We start from the raw sequence: 15888 nt of genomic DNA on the forward strand, positions 1-15888 counted from the left end.
GGTTCTTTAAGGTAAGGAGGTGATCCAACCGCAGGTTCCCCTACGGTTACCTTGTTACGACTTCACCCCAGTCATGAATCACAAAGTGGTAAGCGCCCTCCCGAAGGTTAAGCTACCTACTTCTTTTGCAACCCACTCCCATGGTGTGACGGGCGGTGTGTACAAGGCCCGGGAACGTATTCACCGTGGCATTCTGATCCACGATTACTAGCGATTCCGACTTCATGGAGTCGAGTTGCAGACTCCAATCCGGACTACGACATACTTTATGAGGTCCGCTTGCTCTCGCGAGGTCGCTTCTCTTTGTATATGCCATTGTAGCACGTGTGTAGCCCTACTCGTAAGGGCCATGATGACTTGACGTCATCCCCACCTTCCTCCAGTTTATCACTGGCAGTCTCCTTTGAGTTCCCGGCCGGACCGCTGGCAACAAAGGATAAGGGTTGCGCTCGTTGCGGGACTTAACCCAACATTTCACAACACGAGCTGACGACAGCCATGCAGCACCTGTCTCAGAGTTCCCGAAGGCACCAAAGCATCTCTGCTAAGTTCTCTGGATGTCAAGAGTAGGTAAGGTTCTTCGCGTTGCATCGAATTAAACCACATGCTCCACCGCTTGTGCGGGCCCCCGTCAATTCATTTGAGTTTTAACCTTGCGGCCGTACTCCCCAGGCGGTCGACTTAACGCGTTAGCTCCGGAAGCCACGCCTCAAGGGCACAACCTCCAAGTCGACATCGTTTACGGCGTGGACTACCAGGGTATCTAATCCTGTTTGCTCCCCACGCTTTCGCACCTGAGCGTCAGTCTTTGTCCAGGGGGCCGCCTTCGCCACCGGTATTCCTCCAGATCTCTACGCATTTCACCGCTACACCTGGAATTCTACCCCCCTCTACAAGACTCTAGCCTGCCAGTTTCGGATGCAGTTCCCAGGTTGAGCCCGGGGATTTCACATCCGACTTGACAGACCGCCTGCGTGCGCTTTACGCCCAGTAATTCCGATTAACGCTTGCACCCTCCGTATTACCGCGGCTGCTGGCACGGAGTTAGCCGGTGCTTCTTCTGCGAGTAACGTCAATTGCTGAGGTTATTAACCTCAACACCTTCCTCCTCGCTGAAAGTACTTTACAACCCGAAGGCCTTCTTCATACACGCGGCATGGCTGCATCAGGCTTGCGCCCATTGTGCAATATTCCCCACTGCTGCCTCCCGTAGGAGTCTGGACCGTGTCTCAGTTCCAGTGTGGCTGGTCATCCTCTCAGACCAGCTAGGGATCGTCGCCTAGGTGAGCCGTTACCCCACCTACTAGCTAATCCCATCTGGGCACATCCGATGGCAAGAGGCCCGAAGGTCCCCCTCTTTGGTCTTGCGACGTTATGCGGTATTAGCTACCGTTTCCAGTAGTTATCCCCCTCCATCGGGCAGTTTCCCAGACATTACTCACCCGTCCGCCACTCGTCACCCAAGGAGCAAGCTCCTCTGTGCTACCGTTCGACTTGCATGTGTTAGGCCTGCCGCCAGCGTTCAATCTGAGCCATGATCAAACTCTTCAATTTAAGTTTGATGCTCGTGAATTAAACTTCGTAATGAATTACGTGTTCACTCAGAGACTTGGTATTCATTTTTCGTCTTGCGACGTTAAGAATCCGTATCATTGAGTGCCCACACAGATTGTCTGATAAATTGTTAAAGAGCAGTTGCGACGCGCTTTGGCGCTCTGTCGCGAGGTCCCGTATAATACGTTTTCCTCATTCAGAGTCAAGCATTTATTTTTGCTTTTCTCTGCGAAGTTCTCAGTGGAACCCCGCTGACCCGGCGGCCTGTAGTCCGTTGTTCCGTGTCAGTGGAGGCGCATTATAGGGAGTTATTTCAGGCTGACAAGGGGAAATTTAAAATAACTTTCTGATTGCGTGTTTTTTCACCAAAACTGATTAAACCGTCAGCTTTTCGAGCGTTTTGAAGCCATAACGCTGCAAAACGGGCAATAATTGTTCAGCTTCTGTCGTCATTGCCATGCAGAAGGCAATGTTCTCATCAGTTGATTTCGCATCAGGCGCTTCATGTTCTAATAACCAAGCCGTTCGACGCGCAATCGCTGCTCCTGAATCCACCAGTCGCGTCCCTTCAGGAAGAACCTGCAAAAGTTCTTCCTGTAATAGAGGGAAATGCGTACATCCCAAGACCACCGTATCCGGTGGCTCTGGCATCCGTAGCCACGGCCGCAGAATACGACGCAGTTCCTCCAGGGAAACGGGTTCACCGTGGAGCTTCGCTTCAGCCAGCTCCACCAGCTCAGCAGATCCCAGCATTGCAATCTGGCATTCGTTAGCAAACCGCTCAATCAGTTCGTGCGTATAAGAGCGCTTTACTGTCGCACGCGTAGCCAGTAACCCGACGATGCCATTAGCCGTGAGTCGCGCCGCCGGTTTAATAGCAGGTACAACACCAACTACAGGGAAGGCGAACTTTTCGCGTAAGGCGGGGAGTGACACCGTACTTGCGGTATTACACGCGATGACAGCAAGTGAAAGGGGGTAGCGCTGCTGAACCGCAGTAACTATCTCAACGACACGCTCGACAATAAACTCCTCGCTCTTCTCTCCATAAGGAAAGGCAACGTTATCGAAAGCGTATATATAGTGGAGATCCGGCAAGAGATTCCGGATCTCATTGTAGACCGACAACCCACCGACGCCGGAATCAAACACCAGCACGGTGGGACGTGGATCAGAAGGTGTAGCTGCCAGACAAGGTGTATTCCCGTCCTGCAGTTTGGTAGCCATATACTGTCTCGTAATCTTTATCGAACAGGTTGGCGATTTTACCACGAACTGTCAGCTGTGAGGTGACCGGATATGAAAGTCCAATATCCCACAGACTAACACCACCTAGTTTAACCGGATGAGAAGTGCCGGTTGCTTCGTCATAGGCGTTGTCATTGCGCTGCCCCATATACTGGTAAGCCACATTCCAGCCGAGATCATAAATCTGCCCCGTCAGCTCATACTTCACCTGCTGTTTCGCACGGCGAGCAAGGGTCTTATTGGTTTCATCATCGCGCGGATCAACATATTGCAGCGTCAGGTGATGTTCCACCGGGCCGGTCGTCACATTCCCCGTCCACTCAAGCCCCTTAATAGTTGCCGACTTGACGTTGACATACTGGTTGAGGCCATTAGTGCTTTTATAGTCAATCAGGTTTTGAATTTCATAACGGTATGCCGAGAGACGCCAATCCAGTGGCCCGGTTAAACCATCAATCCCCGCTTCCCACTGTTTAGACTCTTCTGGCTTCAAATCCGGGTTGGCAGAGATACCAGAATAATATTCCGAAGCATAACGTGTAGCGCCAAACTGCTGACCCAGAGACGGCGCCAGAAAGCTGGTTCCGTAGGAAAGCGTTGCGCGATAGCCGTCCACAAACTCCCAACCGGCGGCGGTCTGCCACGTACCATGCCAGCCAAACTGCTCGTCGTGGTCTTCACGGCCTGAAGCTTCCAGCGTCACACTATCGATCTGCTGTTGCCCGGTCAGGTAAAGCCCGGTGGTATCGCGTTTGTAGACATCGGATTTTGTTGTGCTGCTGGATGTCAGCTTTTCCTGTTTCCAGTCAACACCACCATTAATCGCCCCATGCCCGACCTCAACGCTATTACCCCACTGGATATAGCGCTGTTCCATGTCATCCAGTGTGGCATCACCCGCATAGCGACCAAGATTATTGGTGTAGTTGTAATTTTTAAGATGTTGGTAATTAGCGATCAGTTGGGAAGAATAGATACCAGAATTGTAGCGCAGACCTGTATCCCAGGATTGGTTGTAATTCTGGCCTTCTTCATTACCTTTAGCAGAACCATATGCTGAACCCTGGTCGTAATCGCTGTTAGCGGTATAGCTATAGCCGCGGAAGAAGCCAGAGAGGTTATCGTCAAACTTGTGCTGCACGCCACCCCAGAACAGCTTATTACGGTAGCCATCACGATCGCTGTCCCCGCTGTAAGGAGAATTAGGCTGGATATTAAAGCCTTTGGTGGTCTGGTACGCGCCGGCCGCTGTCACCATCGTGTCGCCAAAACGCTTGTTAACCGCACCATCATAGGTCTGGTAGCCGTGCGTTCCCATCCCTGCATTTATTTGCGCGCGCTCATCATCCGACATGGTAATGATATTGACCACACCACCAATCGCGCCAGATCCGTACACCGCTGAACGCGGTCCGCGAATGTATTCAATGCGTTGCACCAACGATACCGGAATCTGACCAATATCAATCGCGTTGCCAATACCCGCACGCGCCATTGGCACACCATCAATCAATACCAGAACATGGCGCGATTCAGTGCCACGGACATACAGAGAAGAACTACTCCCCATACCGCCACTCTGCGAGATGTCCACACCAGGAAGGCGGCGCATTACGTCATTGAGATCTTTTGACTGCCAGCGCTGAATATCTTCATGTGTCACCACATCGGTAGGCGCCAGAACAGTATTAACAGGCTGCTGAAAACGGTTCGCAGTGACGACGAGTGTATCCGGGCTAGCGTCCTGCGCCCAACCAGAAGATGCCGCGACGGAGAGTGCCGTCAACAGCAACGATTTTTTAATCATTGTAAAGCATCCACAATATAAGAAGGATGCCGCAGGCCCCACCGATAGTACGCGATGGTGAAAACCAGATGCGACGTTAGCCGGCAGGTCTTCGGGCTTGGAAGGTTATTCAGGATATAGAATAAAAAGAAATGAAGACTTCCCACCCGCAGGCAGTGTCTGCTTACGCTCTCATCTCACCTTTCTTTACCGCTGCGCGTCAGCTCCAGATTCACACTGGATTCCCTATTAACTCACAGGACCGGAACGCGGATGCTACAGTCTGTTACAACCTTGTGTCCAGACCGTATATCACAATATCGGAAATCATCAATAACTGGACATCTACTGAGCAATCCCTACAATCCCCGCGTACTTTTATTTTTCAGGATACATCATGACCCCCGAACACCTTCCGACAGAACAGTATGACGCGCAGTTAGCTGAAAAAGTGGTGCGTTTGCAGAGCTTAATGACACCATTCTCTGATCAAGCTCCGGAAGTGTTTCGCTCACCGGTCAGTCATTACCGCATGCGCGCTGAATTCCGCCTGTGGCATGACGGTGATGATTTGTATCACATCATGTTCGATCAACAGACCAAAAGCCGTATTCGCGTCGACAGCTTTCCGGCGGCCAGCGAACTCATCAACACGCTGATGACGGCAATGATTGAAGGTGTTCGCAACAACCGTATCCTGCGTCACAAACTCTTCCAAATTGATTACCTCACCACCATGAGCAATCAGGCGGTGATATCTATGCTGTATCACAAAAAGCTGGATGACGAATGGCGCCAGGAAGCCAAGGTATTGCGTGACGCGTTGCGTGCACAGAATCTGAACGTGCATCTGATTGGTCGGGCAACCAAAACCAAAATCGAGCTCGATCAGGATTATATCGACGAGCGTTTGCCGGTTGCGGGGAAGGAGATTATCTACCGCCAGGTTGAGAACAGCTTTACACAACCCAACGCCGCCATGAATATTCAGATGCTGGAATGGGCGATTGATGTCACCAAAAATTCAAAAGGCGATCTGCTCGAACTTTACTGCGGCAACGGTAACTTCTCACTAGCCCTGGCACAAAATTTCAACCGCGTACTGGCAACCGAAATCGCCAAGCCATCTGTTGCAGCCGCACAGTACAACATTGCGGCCAACCACATAGATAACGTACAAATTATTCGTATGGCAGCTGAAGAGTTTACTCAGGCGATGAACGGTGTACGTGAATTCAACCGTTTGCAGGGAATCGATCTGAAGAGCTACCAGTGTGAAACCATTTTCGTGGACCCACCGCGTAGCGGTCTGGACAGCGAAACGGAGAAGATGGTGCAGGCGTATCCGCGAATTCTGTACATCTCTTGCAACCCGGAAACACTGTGTAAGAACCTGGAAACATTAAGCCAGACGCACAATGTTTCACGTCTGGCTCTGTTCGATCAGTTTCCGTATACGCACCATATGGAGTGTGGTGTATTGCTGACAGCAAAGTAGTTTGCAGTCCTGTAGGCCCGATATGCACAGCACCATTGGGCCTACAGAGCGGAGAAATTATTCAGAGATCTCCTGCTTACGGTTACGCACTTTGAAGCCGATCCAGAACACCAGAATTACCGACAGTACCGCCGGGAAGAAGTTAGAGCCGATATCCGGATATTCAGCCCGCACTACGGTACTGTACAGCAGGACGCCGAGAATGAAACAGGCAGCAGCCAGACCCGGCAATCCCACAGGCATGGTGCGATTTTGGTAACGTTGATGCAGGCAGTAAACCGTCAGCACCAGCGAAATAATCGGGAATACAGAGAATGGCACAATGGAGCTAAACAGCGCCGCGAATGTGCCATTGATCGATAAGCCAGCAACCAGCGCCAGCAGCAGAGTACCTTTATCTTGACCTGACTGTTTCATTGCTCGTCCTTCTCGTTACTCGGAGTGATGCGTCATCTTCTCTTGTTCACGGCGGTACCAATAAAATGCGCCTTTCGCGATCATGCGCAGCTGCAATACCAACCGCTCTTCCAACTGCCGGCGCTGTTCTGCGCCAACATCCAGTGCCTCTGCCCCCGCACTGAAAACAATCGTCACCATGGCTTCAGCTTGCGCTTCAGTAAACGCACGAGGCATATGGTTTTCGAGTTCCAGATAGTCCGCAAGTTCCGCAATGAAATGCTGAATTTCACGCGCTACCGCTGCACGAAACGCTGCGGAGGTACCAGAGCGCTCGCGCAATAATAAACGGAAGGCGTTGGGATTGTTGCCAATGAATTCCATAAATGTTGAGACCGAGGTACGGATCACACTACCGCCCTTGGCGATACGCTGACGCGCCTGGCGCATTAGCTGGCGCAGCATCAGACCACTCTCGTCTACCATCGTCAGGCCGAGTTCATCCACATCGCGAAAATGGCGATAAAAGGAAGTTGGGGCAATGCCCGCTTCACGAGCGACTTCTCGTAAACTGAGGCTGGCAAAACTACGTTCTGCGCTCAGTTGACTAAATGCAGCTTCTACCAGCGAACGCCGGGTTTTTTCTTTTTGTTGCGCTCTAACGCCCATCACGATGTCTGAATCCTTCCATATACCTTGCTGGCACTATACCAGAGATTAGGTTGTTGGCATGGCTTTGTGAATGTTTGTTTACGCGCAGTTTGTGCTTCGACTTCGCAAAAAAGCACAACGATAATTGGGTTATCCCGACAACGATGTTACTATTCTGTTGCTTTTATGTATAAGAACAGGTAAGCCTGACCATGTCACATTCCTACGATTACGATGCAATAGTAATAGGTTCCGGTCCCGGCGGCGAAGGCGCTGCAATGGGTCTGGTTAAGCAAGGAGCTCGCGTCGCGGTTATTGAGCGCTATCATAACGTCGGCGGCGGTTGTACCCACTGGGGCACTATCCCGTCTAAAGCGCTCCGCCACGCAGTCAGCCGTATCATTGAATTCAATCAGAACCCCCTTTACAGCGACCATTCCCGACTCCTCCGCTCCTCCTTTGCCGATATTCTCAATCACGCTGATAACGTGATTAACCAGCAAACGCGCATGCGGCAAGGGTTTTACGAGCGTAACCACTGCGAAATTCTGCAGGGAAATGCCCGCTTTGTTGATGAACACACCATTGCTCTGGAATGCCACGACGGCACAGTGGAAACGCTAACGGCAGATAAATTTGTTATCGCCTGTGGCTCACGCCCTTACCACCCTGCTGATGTCGACTTTTCCCACCCGCGCGTTTACGACAGCGATTCTATCCTCAGCCTGCACCATGAACCTCGCCATGTGCTGATTTATGGCGCTGGCGTGATTGGCTGTGAATATGCGTCGATTTTCCGCGGAATGGACGTCAAAGTTGATTTAATCAACACCCGCGACCGTCTGCTGGCGTTCCTCGACCAGGAGATGTCCGATTCGCTCTCTTATCACTTCTGGAACAGTGGTGTTGTTATTCGCCACAATGAAGAATACGAGAAGATTGAAGGCTGTGATGATGGCGTCATCATGCACCTGAAATCCGGCAAAAAGCTGAAAGCCGACTGCCTGTTGTACGCGAATGGTCGCACCGGGAATACAGATTCACTGGCGCTGGAAAACATTGGCCTGAAAACAGACAGCCGCGGGCAGCTCAAAGTGAATAGCATGTACCAGACAGCGCTGCCGCATGTGTATGCCGTGGGAGATGTTATCGGCTATCCGAGCCTTGCATCTGCAGCCTACGATCAGGGGCGCATTGCCGCCCAGGCGCTGGTGAAAGGTGAAGCTAACGCACATTTGATCGAAGACATTCCGACTGGCATTTACACCATTCCGGAAATCAGCTCTGTCGGGAAAACCGAACAGCAGTTAACGGCAATGAAAGTCCCTTACGAGGTTGGTCGTGCTCAGTTTAAACATCTGGCTCGCGCCCAAATCGTCGGGATGAGTGTAGGAACGCTGAAGATCCTGTTCCATCGTGAAACCAAAGAGATTTTAGGGATCCACTGCTTTGGAGAACGCGCTGCCGAAATTATTCATATCGGTCAGGCGATAATGGAGCAAAAAGGTGGTGGTAACACCATTGAGTACTTCGTTAACACCACCTTTAACTACCCGACCATGGCGGAAGCCTATCGGGTAGCGGCGCTAAATGGCCTAAACCGCCTGTTTTAACGCACTGTCGAAATGGCCATCCATTGCTCCACGGATGGCCTCTGCCAGCTGTTCATAACGGCTGCGCAGCGGCGAGCCAGGACGATACACCAGGCCAATCGTACGGCGTGGTTCAGGCTTAATGCACGGCAGATAGACAACACCATCACGTTTACGCTCCGGTGGAACCGCCAGCGCGGGCAGTAAGGTAATACCGCTGCCTGCCGCCACCATGTTACGCAGCGTTTCCAGGCTGGTAGCCCGGAAATGGGTATCTTCATCTGCACCCGCTTCAAAGCAGAAACCCATCGCCTGGTCACGCAGACAGTGGCCATCTTCCAGCATCAGCAGTTTTTCACCCGCCAAATCGGACATCGGAACGCACTCGCGATTTGCCCATGAATGTTCTTCATAGATCGCCAGCAACATCGGCTCATCAAATAGCGGAACTTCGATGAATGCCTCACTCTCTTTCACCAGCGCCAGAATTACGCAGTCAAGCTTACCGCTATCCAGTTGCGCCAGCAGCTGATGCGTCTGCGCTTCATGCAGGTACATTTCCAGTTTCGGGAAGGTCTGGTGCAACATAGGGATAATATGCGGCAGCAGATAAGGTCCCACCGTTGGGATCAAACCAATATGCAGAGGACCAGACATTGTCTCGCCTTGTTGGCTTGCCATCTCCTTGAGCACTTTGACCTCACGCAGCACAGTGCGCGCCTGATCCACCAGCAGTAAACCCGCCTGAGTGAACAGCACTTTACGACTCGTACGCTCCAGCAGCATGACGCCAAGCTCATCTTCCAGCTTACGGATTTGCCCGCTAAGCGTTGGCTGGCTGACGTGGCAGGAGTCCGCCGCTCGTCGGAAGTGACGATGTTCGGCTAGCGCTACCAGGTATTCAAGATCACGAATATTCATTATTCATCCTCCATTGCCACGATAGTTCATGGCGATAGGTAGCATAGCAACGAACGATTATCCCTATCAAGTTTTCTGTTTAATAATGCACCACAGAAACGGAGCGGTACCCTTTAACCCTTGAAGTCACTGCCCGTTCAGAGAGTCTCTCTCATACTCGAAATAACTAAAGCCAACGTGAACGTTTGCGGACCTCTGGTCCGCTTTTTTTTTTGCGTAAAAAAGCCCGGCTTAATGCCAGGCTGGATTGATACAACAATGTGCTGTTGTTACGTTGCTACCGTGCTCAGTGCATCAGCGACACGTTTGAACCGTTCGAATCGGCTCCGCAACATACTATGTTTCGCCGCATCCGGCTCCAGGCGAATCACTGGTGGCAGGGTCGCTTTAATCGCCTGTTCAAAACCTGAATAATCACCGGTTCCCACGGCAGCACACATTGCAGCTGCCCGGCAACCGGACTGTTCAATATCAACAATCTCAATCGGCAAGTTACTGGCATCACAAAACATTTGCATCCAGATACGCGAATGCGTTGGACCACCGGTAAAACGAATTGATTCCGTGCCGTCACTGAGCTGCAACAATTTGTCCTGATGCAATAAATGCGAAAAAACGACACCCTGATAGATTGCGTAAACCATATCCGCAACATCGTGATGGCCTCCTACCCCGAGAAATCCACCACTCAATGAATCGCAGTAGTTTGAGCCGTACAACCAGGGGAAAAATAGAATGCAGTCCTGTTTCTCGTAGCCACGAGCCGCCCATTGGTTGAGCGTGTCATGATCGTCCAGTAAATCCGGGAAAAAACGATTAATAAACCAGGTCAAATTACTGGCAGAAGTAGGGCTTCCTTCATGGGCAAAGTATTGCCCAGGGATACTGAATTTCCCCCACACATACGGATATTCTGCCGGAATGATGTTATCAAAAACGCGGGTGGCAATAGACCATGTTCCAGCAACAGCGCTGAGTTGCGTATTGTCATACACTCCGGAGGTCATTGCTGCGCCAACAACATCAAAGACGCCGCCAAAGACCGGCGTTCCCGGTTTTAATCCACACAATGCGGCAGCGTCTGTCGTAACGACTCCTGCCAGATCGGCGGAGCCGATCACCTTAGGCATACACCCCATCATCTCTTCAATGCCAAATATCGAGAACAATTCAGGATCGAATTCATTACGTTGCAGATTGAATAACTGGCTACCCGAAATATTAGTCTCTTCACAGGTAAATTCAGCCGTAAGGCAGTAACGTATGTAATCGTGAGCCATCAAAACATAGCCCGTACGTGCGTAACTCTCTGGCTCATGCTGCTTCAACCACCCCAACAACGCGACCGGATGAGAAGGCCATAGTTGTTGGAAACTGCGTGGATAAGCCAAACGATCGATATCCTGCGCCTTCCAGGCAGTAACCAAGGGCTGGGCCCGAGAATCAGAGGACACAATACCATTGCGTACCGGGTGCCCTGACTTATCGACCAGATAAAGCCCCTTACCGTGTGAGGAAAAACCAATCCCGCGAATCTGTTCCGCTGAAAGATGGCTCTCTGTCAACGCTCGCCGGATAACTTCACAGGTTGTCATCCAGAGGTCAGTCATATCACGTTCACAAAACCCCGCCTGCGGACTCAATAATGGTAAGGTCTGGGCGGCCACAGTGATTTCCTTACCCTCGGCAGTGTAGAGCCCCACTTTGGTAACAGTGCCGCCCAAATCAATGCCCATATAGTAATGGTCCATCGTATTCTCCTTATCCGGCGATAAGCGACCGCTCGTCATACCATCCAGCCGCCTGCATCTTGCTCTCTATCCACTGGCGTGCGTGAATAATTTCCAGTAATGGCTCTGCAGATTTTTCCGTCCACATTTCTATCAAGAAGGTTCCCCGATAGTTAAGTTGGCGTAATATTTTGAATAATTTGATAAAATCTACGCAACCTTCACCAAAGGGAACATCGCGGAACTGCCCTGGGGAATCCGGTGTCACTGGAAATGTGTCTTTAAGATGGATTGCGGCAATCCGATCAATACCTTTTGCCAGTTCACTCTCCAACTCGTTGCCCCATGCAGTTAGATTGCCGACATCAGGATAAACGGCAAACCATGGAGAGTTAATTTTGGCATCCAGCAATTTCCATTTACTGATGGAGTTAATAAAAGGTGTATCCATAATTTCCACAGCGCACATAACCTGTGCAGCCGCAGCTTGTTCCGCCGCCCAAGCCATCGCATCTTCAAACCAGGCAATAGTTTCATCATTTTGCGGCTCATAATAAACGTCATAACCGGCAAGCTGGATGGTTCTAATCCCCAGATCCTGCGCCAGTCGTAGCGCTTTTTGCATAATAATTCGCGCTTGCTGTCGAGTATCACTATCGCGACTGCCAAACGGAAAGCGTCGATGGGCAGAGAGGCACAATGTTGGAATACGTACCCCTGTCTTCTGAATGGCGCTGATAATTTCCATACGATCCGCAAGGGACCAGTCCAGGCGAGCCAGCCGGTCCTCACTCTCATCCACCGACATTTCAACAAAATCAAAGCCGCATGATTTAGCCAGTGCAAGCTTCTCGACCCAACTGGTGTTCCTGGGGAGCGCCTTTTCATAAATACCTAACGGGTGGCTACGCATTATCTTCCCTCACGAGTTGCCAATTGTTGTTGAAACGCTTTCCGACTGTTATTCATGGCGCGCCGTGCCTGCCATTTTTGTTTGAAGAACTTAAATGCCAGTGCGGCAATCAATGTAATCCCCCATACAGCCAGATTAAAATGCAGGCTAAGACCTAGCAGGCTAAGCCCGGTAGCGATAACCTGGAGCACCAATAGTGCGCAAAATACATGAGCAACTTTGCCTACCCCACCGAACGGATCGGTGCCGCCCAAAACAATGGCCAGTACTGTGAGCAGAAGATAAGAATCGCCATATCCCATACGAGCGGAATTGAAGCGAGCAAGCATAATCAGCCCCGCCAGGACGCATAACAGACTGGAGATAGCATAAATAGCAATCAGCACGCGCTCGGTGCGAATGCCGCTAAACCAGGTTGCATTAATATTGCTGCCGCACATATAGATGACTTTTCCAGTGCGCGTTTTTCCAAGGAATAGTGCCAGCCCGAGAGTCGTAATGATAAAAATCACCATCGGAACCGGCATCCCATAAATGACCTCTGACCCAATGCTACGGACTATCGGTGGCATACCACTTAAGGCAGCGCCTTTAGTGAGGTAAATACCAATACCACTGATAATCGTCATACTGCCCAGTGTTACCAAAATTGGGTGTGCGCCAACACGAGAGATGATCATTCCTGTCACAGCGCCAATCGCGACAGCGATCATCATCGCTCCCACTATCGCCAAAAATAACCACCCTAACTGCATACTGGTAGAAGCATCAGCAGGTACGAATTGGATCAACAGCCAGGCCATAAACAGGCTGGTTAGATTAGCGGTACCAATAATCGCCAGATTCAGCCCACCGCTCAGCATTGGCACAAACATCGCGAAAGTGAGCAATCCCAACTCGGGTAGCTGGAAGGCAATACTCAGAAAAGTATTATCGGTAAAAAAACGTCCGGGCATCGCCAGGCTAAAAGCCACTACTGCAAAGAAACATATCGCCAGTAAGCCGGAGCTGGTGCCATCAATTGGTAAAAATGCCTTTTTTTTCATTTCACGCCCCCTGTCAGACAAATCCAACGTCCGTTTCTTTACGCTTTTTGTAATGGGTGACGCAGATAGCCGAAACAATCACCACACCGATGACGATATTGACGAAGTAGCTGGACACGCCAATCAAGTTGAGACCATTTTTGAGTATGCCGATGAGGAAGACCCCCATAAGCGTACCGATCACCGAACCACGACCCCCGGATAAGCTAGCACCTCCCAGTACAGCAGCGGCCAGAACATCCAATTCACCGCCAACCAACGCATTGGGAACAACCTCGCTCATGCGGTAAGCCTGCAGCATTCCGCCGATCGCCGCCGCCGCGCCAAGATAGCCGTAGGCGAACAAATAAATCAGTGAAACCCGGATACCAATACGCCGCGCCGACTCTGTACTGCCGCCCACAGCATAAAGCTGACGTCCAATATGGGTTTTCGTCATTACAATCCATGTAAAACAGGCCATGCCCAGCATCACTACCAGAGGCAATCCAACCTGATAAACCTCCCCTTCAAATTCGAAGCTAAAAAGGGAACGTTGCGTTATCCACCAGTCAGGTAAGTCATAGATGCTGTGACCATTAGTCAGCCACATCAACATGCCGAATAACAACGACTGCATACTGATGGTGATAATGATGGAAACTACATTGAGGTAATAAATGAGGATCGCATTGATCAGGCCAAACAAAACACCCAGAGAAATAGCAACCCCGAGACATAGCAGTGGATTAGCTATTGTTTCGTTAAGCAGTAATGACGCCACCACATACTGAACAACTGAGGCTACAGCAGCGAATGAAATATCAATTCCTCCTGTCACCAGCACAACAAATAGCCCGAGGGCAAAGATCCCTGTAACGGCATAGCTTTCTGTCAGATCCAGCAGGTTTTGAATTGACAGAAATTGATCATTCATAAGAGAAAACAGTACCAGCATCAGGGCGATAACCCATCCCAGCCATCCTTCGACTGAACGTGGAAACCGCAGGTGCAATAAACTAGCCATTAATCACCTCCGCTAGCTGTTGTTCGGTATAGAGAGAAGGCTGCAGTTCGTTAATAATCTTCCCACGCCGCATGTGAAAAATACGATCGCAGTTGTAATACGCTTCTGGCGCTTCATCAGTAATCAGCAAGACTGAAATACCTACACCGGAAAGCCGGTGAATAAGCTGATAAATACTGTCTTTCGCTCCTATATCGACACCAACTGTAGGGGCATCAAGAATAAGTACTTTTGGACGCGTTAAAATCCATTTCGCCAGCACCACTTTTTGTTGATTACCACCAGAAAGTGTTGAAAGTGGGTTATCAGGATTGGTGACTTTAATATCCAGATCCTGAATCCATTCTTTAACCAAGGCGTCCTGGCGTTTTTCATCAATAAATTGCCATGGTGTTTTTAACCTGTTAAGAATCGAAAGTACCATATTGTCACTGACTGACTGGGATAAAACCGCTCCCAATGTAAGACGATCTTCAGAGACATAGGCAATACCTAATTTCGCTGCATGGGTATTATCTTTAATCACAACTTTTTTACCCTCCAGATAGATATCTCCGCTATCTGGATGAGTAATACCAAATAGGCTCAACGCCAGCTCTGTTCGTCCCGAACCTAACAAACCGCACAATCCCAGAACCTCACCCTGATGAAGTTTCAGGGAAATATCTTCAAATTGTCCTTTCCTGCTCAACTTTTTCAGTTCAAGGACAACTTTACCTTCAACACTATTCGGTAATTTTTTCTGGTGAACAATGGTCCTGCCGGTCATCAGTTCTGTGATGCGTCCCGGAGACAACTGTTCAGCTGCCCAGGTACCTATAATTTCACCATCGCGAATAACCGTGATACGGTCGGAAATCTCTTTGACCTCATCCAAGCGGTGGCTAACAAAAACTACAGTGATATTTTTATGACGGAGATAATTTACCGTACGTAGTAGTTGGTTAACTTCGGTACGAGTAAGCGAAGCCGTTGGTTCGTCCATTATCACCAGTCGGGCTTCTGCGACCAGAGCACGACAAATGGCAACCTGCTGGCGCTGCGCAATAGGCAAATGCTGAACCAATGCGTCAACATCGAGGTTAAAATTTAATTCCTGTATAATCTTCTCTGATACCGCTTTCAGATGTGCTTTTTTGTGCCACCTAAAATAACCCTTAAGGTTATATTCAAAGGCTATGTTTTCTGCCACCGTCAAATTAGGAAATAATGAGAGATCCTGATAAATAACCTGGATACCTAACTCGCGAGCTCTATCTGGTGAAAGTCTGGACCAGGATCTATTATCAATAATAATTTCGCTACCCGTATCCGGGATATACACACCACTCAGCGTTTTTATTAATGTACTTTTACCACAACCATTTGCACCAGCAAGACAGTGGACTTCACCTTTATTTAGAGTGAGATCAATATTTTTTAATGCCCGATGACCGCCGAAGCTTTTAGTTAACGATTTTAACGTCACTAACGGTTCACCTGTATTTTTCTCTGTAATATGAGGCATCATACTGTTCCTAAACGACCAAAGGATTTCCGGGCCAGTT

12 protein-coding genes, 1 rRNA gene and 1 riboswitch are annotated in these 15888 nt (G+C 49.9%); of the genes, 2 read left to right on the top strand and 11 right to left on the bottom strand.

Features of this window, described 5'->3' with window-relative positions; all coding sequences use genetic code 11:
• Positions 1 to 12: 12 nt before the first annotated feature.
• The 3 genes from OGY01_RS17390 to btuB form a co-directional block, all read right to left on the bottom strand.
• Positions 13 to 1554 (bottom strand): 16S ribosomal RNA (locus OGY01_RS17390).
• A 375-nt stretch (positions 1555 to 1929) separates the two neighbouring features.
• Positions 1930 to 2781, bottom strand: a complete 852-nt coding sequence (gene murI / locus OGY01_RS17395; protein ID WP_045449386.1) for a glutamate racemase — start codon at positions 2779 to 2781, stop codon at positions 1930 to 1932.
• Positions 2726 to 4609 (bottom strand): TonB-dependent vitamin B12 receptor BtuB, encoded by a 1884-nt coding sequence (gene btuB / locus OGY01_RS17400; protein ID WP_045449384.1) that lies wholly within the window; start codon positions 4607 to 4609, stop codon positions 2726 to 2728. Before btuB ends, murI begins: the two co-directional genes overlap by 56 nt.
• A gap of 65 nt (positions 4610 to 4674) precedes the next feature.
• Positions 4675 to 4870, bottom strand: a riboswitch (cobalamin riboswitch).
• A gap of 115 nt (positions 4871 to 4985) precedes the next feature.
• On the opposite strand from btuB, the gene trmA reads away from it, so the two are divergent.
• Positions 4986 to 6086, top strand: a complete 1101-nt coding sequence (gene trmA / locus OGY01_RS17405) for a tRNA (uridine(54)-C5)-methyltransferase TrmA (RefSeq protein WP_045449383.1) — start codon at positions 4986 to 4988, stop codon at positions 6084 to 6086.
• 57 nt (positions 6087 to 6143) lie between these two features.
• On the opposite strand, the gene OGY01_RS17410 is transcribed toward trmA, so the two are convergent.
• Together OGY01_RS17410 and fabR are read right to left on the bottom strand one after the other, a co-directional pair.
• Positions 6144 to 6503, bottom strand: a complete 360-nt coding sequence (locus OGY01_RS17410; RefSeq protein ID WP_045449381.1) for a YijD family membrane protein — start codon at positions 6501 to 6503, stop codon at positions 6144 to 6146.
• 15 nt (positions 6504 to 6518) lie between these two features.
• Complete coding sequence (gene fabR, locus OGY01_RS17415) at positions 6519 to 7154, bottom strand: HTH-type transcriptional repressor FabR (protein ID WP_003028862.1); 636 nt, start codon at positions 7152 to 7154, stop codon at positions 6519 to 6521.
• Positions 7155 to 7345: 191 nt separating this feature from the next.
• Here fabR and sthA point away from each other — a divergent pair, with 191 nt between their 5' ends.
• Positions 7346 to 8746, top strand: a complete 1401-nt coding sequence (gene sthA, locus OGY01_RS17420) for a Si-specific NAD(P)(+) transhydrogenase (protein WP_286493441.1) — start codon at positions 7346 to 7348, stop codon at positions 8744 to 8746.
• Here the strand turns inward: sthA and oxyR are convergent.
• From oxyR to OGY01_RS17450, 6 genes are all read right to left on the bottom strand, one after another.
• On the bottom strand, positions 8729 to 9646 hold the full coding sequence (gene oxyR / locus OGY01_RS17425) for a DNA-binding transcriptional regulator OxyR (RefSeq protein ID WP_045449377.1): 918 nt from the start codon (positions 9644 to 9646) through the stop codon (positions 8729 to 8731). The genes sthA and oxyR overlap by 18 nt on opposite strands.
• 269 nt (positions 9647 to 9915) lie before the next feature.
• Positions 9916 to 11397 carry an FGGY-family carbohydrate kinase gene (locus OGY01_RS17430; protein WP_284097143.1) on the bottom strand — a complete coding sequence of 494 codons (1482 nt, stop codon included), beginning with the start codon at positions 11395 to 11397 and terminating at the stop codon, positions 9916 to 9918.
• A 10-nt stretch (positions 11398 to 11407) separates the two neighbouring features.
• Positions 11408 to 12289, bottom strand: coding sequence for an L-ribulose-5-phosphate 3-epimerase (locus tag OGY01_RS17435; RefSeq protein WP_048223436.1), 882 nt, complete (start codon positions 12287 to 12289; stop codon positions 11408 to 11410).
• A complete protein-coding gene (locus OGY01_RS17440; protein WP_048223434.1) occupies positions 12289 to 13335 on the bottom strand; it encodes an ABC transporter permease in 1047 nt (348 codons plus the stop codon). Before OGY01_RS17440 ends, OGY01_RS17435 begins: the two co-directional genes overlap by 1 nt.
• A gap of 13 nt (positions 13336 to 13348) precedes the next feature.
• Positions 13349 to 14341, bottom strand: a complete 993-nt coding sequence (locus OGY01_RS17445) for an ABC transporter permease (protein ID WP_048223431.1) — start codon at positions 14339 to 14341, stop codon at positions 13349 to 13351.
• Entirely contained in the window at positions 14334 to 15851 is a 1518-nt protein-coding gene (locus OGY01_RS17450) for a sugar ABC transporter ATP-binding protein (RefSeq protein WP_502873413.1), read from the bottom strand. The genes OGY01_RS17445 and OGY01_RS17450 overlap by 8 nt, the downstream gene beginning before the upstream one ends.
• Positions 15852 to 15888 lie beyond the last annotated feature (37 nt).

Origin of the sequence: Citrobacter sp. Cm038 (genome assembly GCF_030333105.1) — a bacterium.
GTDB classification, from domain to species: domain Bacteria; phylum Pseudomonadota; class Gammaproteobacteria; order Enterobacterales; family Enterobacteriaceae; genus Citrobacter; species Citrobacter murliniae.

What these genes read in the sequence shown, in the direction of transcription:
- OGY01_RS17435 (WP_048223436.1), bottom strand. Translation starts at nt 12,289, where the DNA reads ATGCGTAGCCACCCGTTAGGTATTTATGAAAAGGCGCTCCCCAGGAAC.
- murI (WP_045449386.1), bottom strand. Translation starts at nt 2,781, where the DNA reads ATGGCTACCAAACTGCAGGACGGGAATACACCTTGTCTGGCAGCTACA.
- OGY01_RS17450 (WP_502873413.1), bottom strand. Translation starts at nt 15,851, where the DNA reads ATGATGCCTCATATTACAGAGAAAAATACAGGTGAACCGTTAGTGACG.
- OGY01_RS17410 (WP_045449381.1), bottom strand. Translation starts at nt 6,503, where the DNA reads ATGAAACAGTCAGGTCAAGATAAAGGTACTCTGCTGCTGGCGCTGGTT.
- oxyR (WP_045449377.1), bottom strand. Translation starts at nt 9,646, where the DNA reads ATGAATATTCGTGATCTTGAATACCTGGTAGCGCTAGCCGAACATCGT.
- OGY01_RS17440 (WP_048223434.1), bottom strand. Translation starts at nt 13,335, where the DNA reads ATGAAAAAAAAGGCATTTTTACCAATTGATGGCACCAGCTCCGGCTTA.
- OGY01_RS17445 (WP_048223431.1), bottom strand. Translation starts at nt 14,341, where the DNA reads ATGGCTAGTTTATTGCACCTGCGGTTTCCACGTTCAGTCGAAGGATGG.
- sthA (WP_286493441.1), top strand. Translation starts at nt 7,346, where the DNA reads ATGTCACATTCCTACGATTACGATGCAATAGTAATAGGTTCCGGTCCC.
- btuB (WP_045449384.1), bottom strand. Translation starts at nt 4,609, where the DNA reads ATGATTAAAAAATCGTTGCTGTTGACGGCACTCTCCGTCGCGGCATCT.
- OGY01_RS17430 (WP_284097143.1), bottom strand. Translation starts at nt 11,397, where the DNA reads ATGGACCATTACTATATGGGCATTGATTTGGGCGGCACTGTTACCAAA.
- trmA (WP_045449383.1), top strand. Translation starts at nt 4,986, where the DNA reads ATGACCCCCGAACACCTTCCGACAGAACAGTATGACGCGCAGTTAGCT.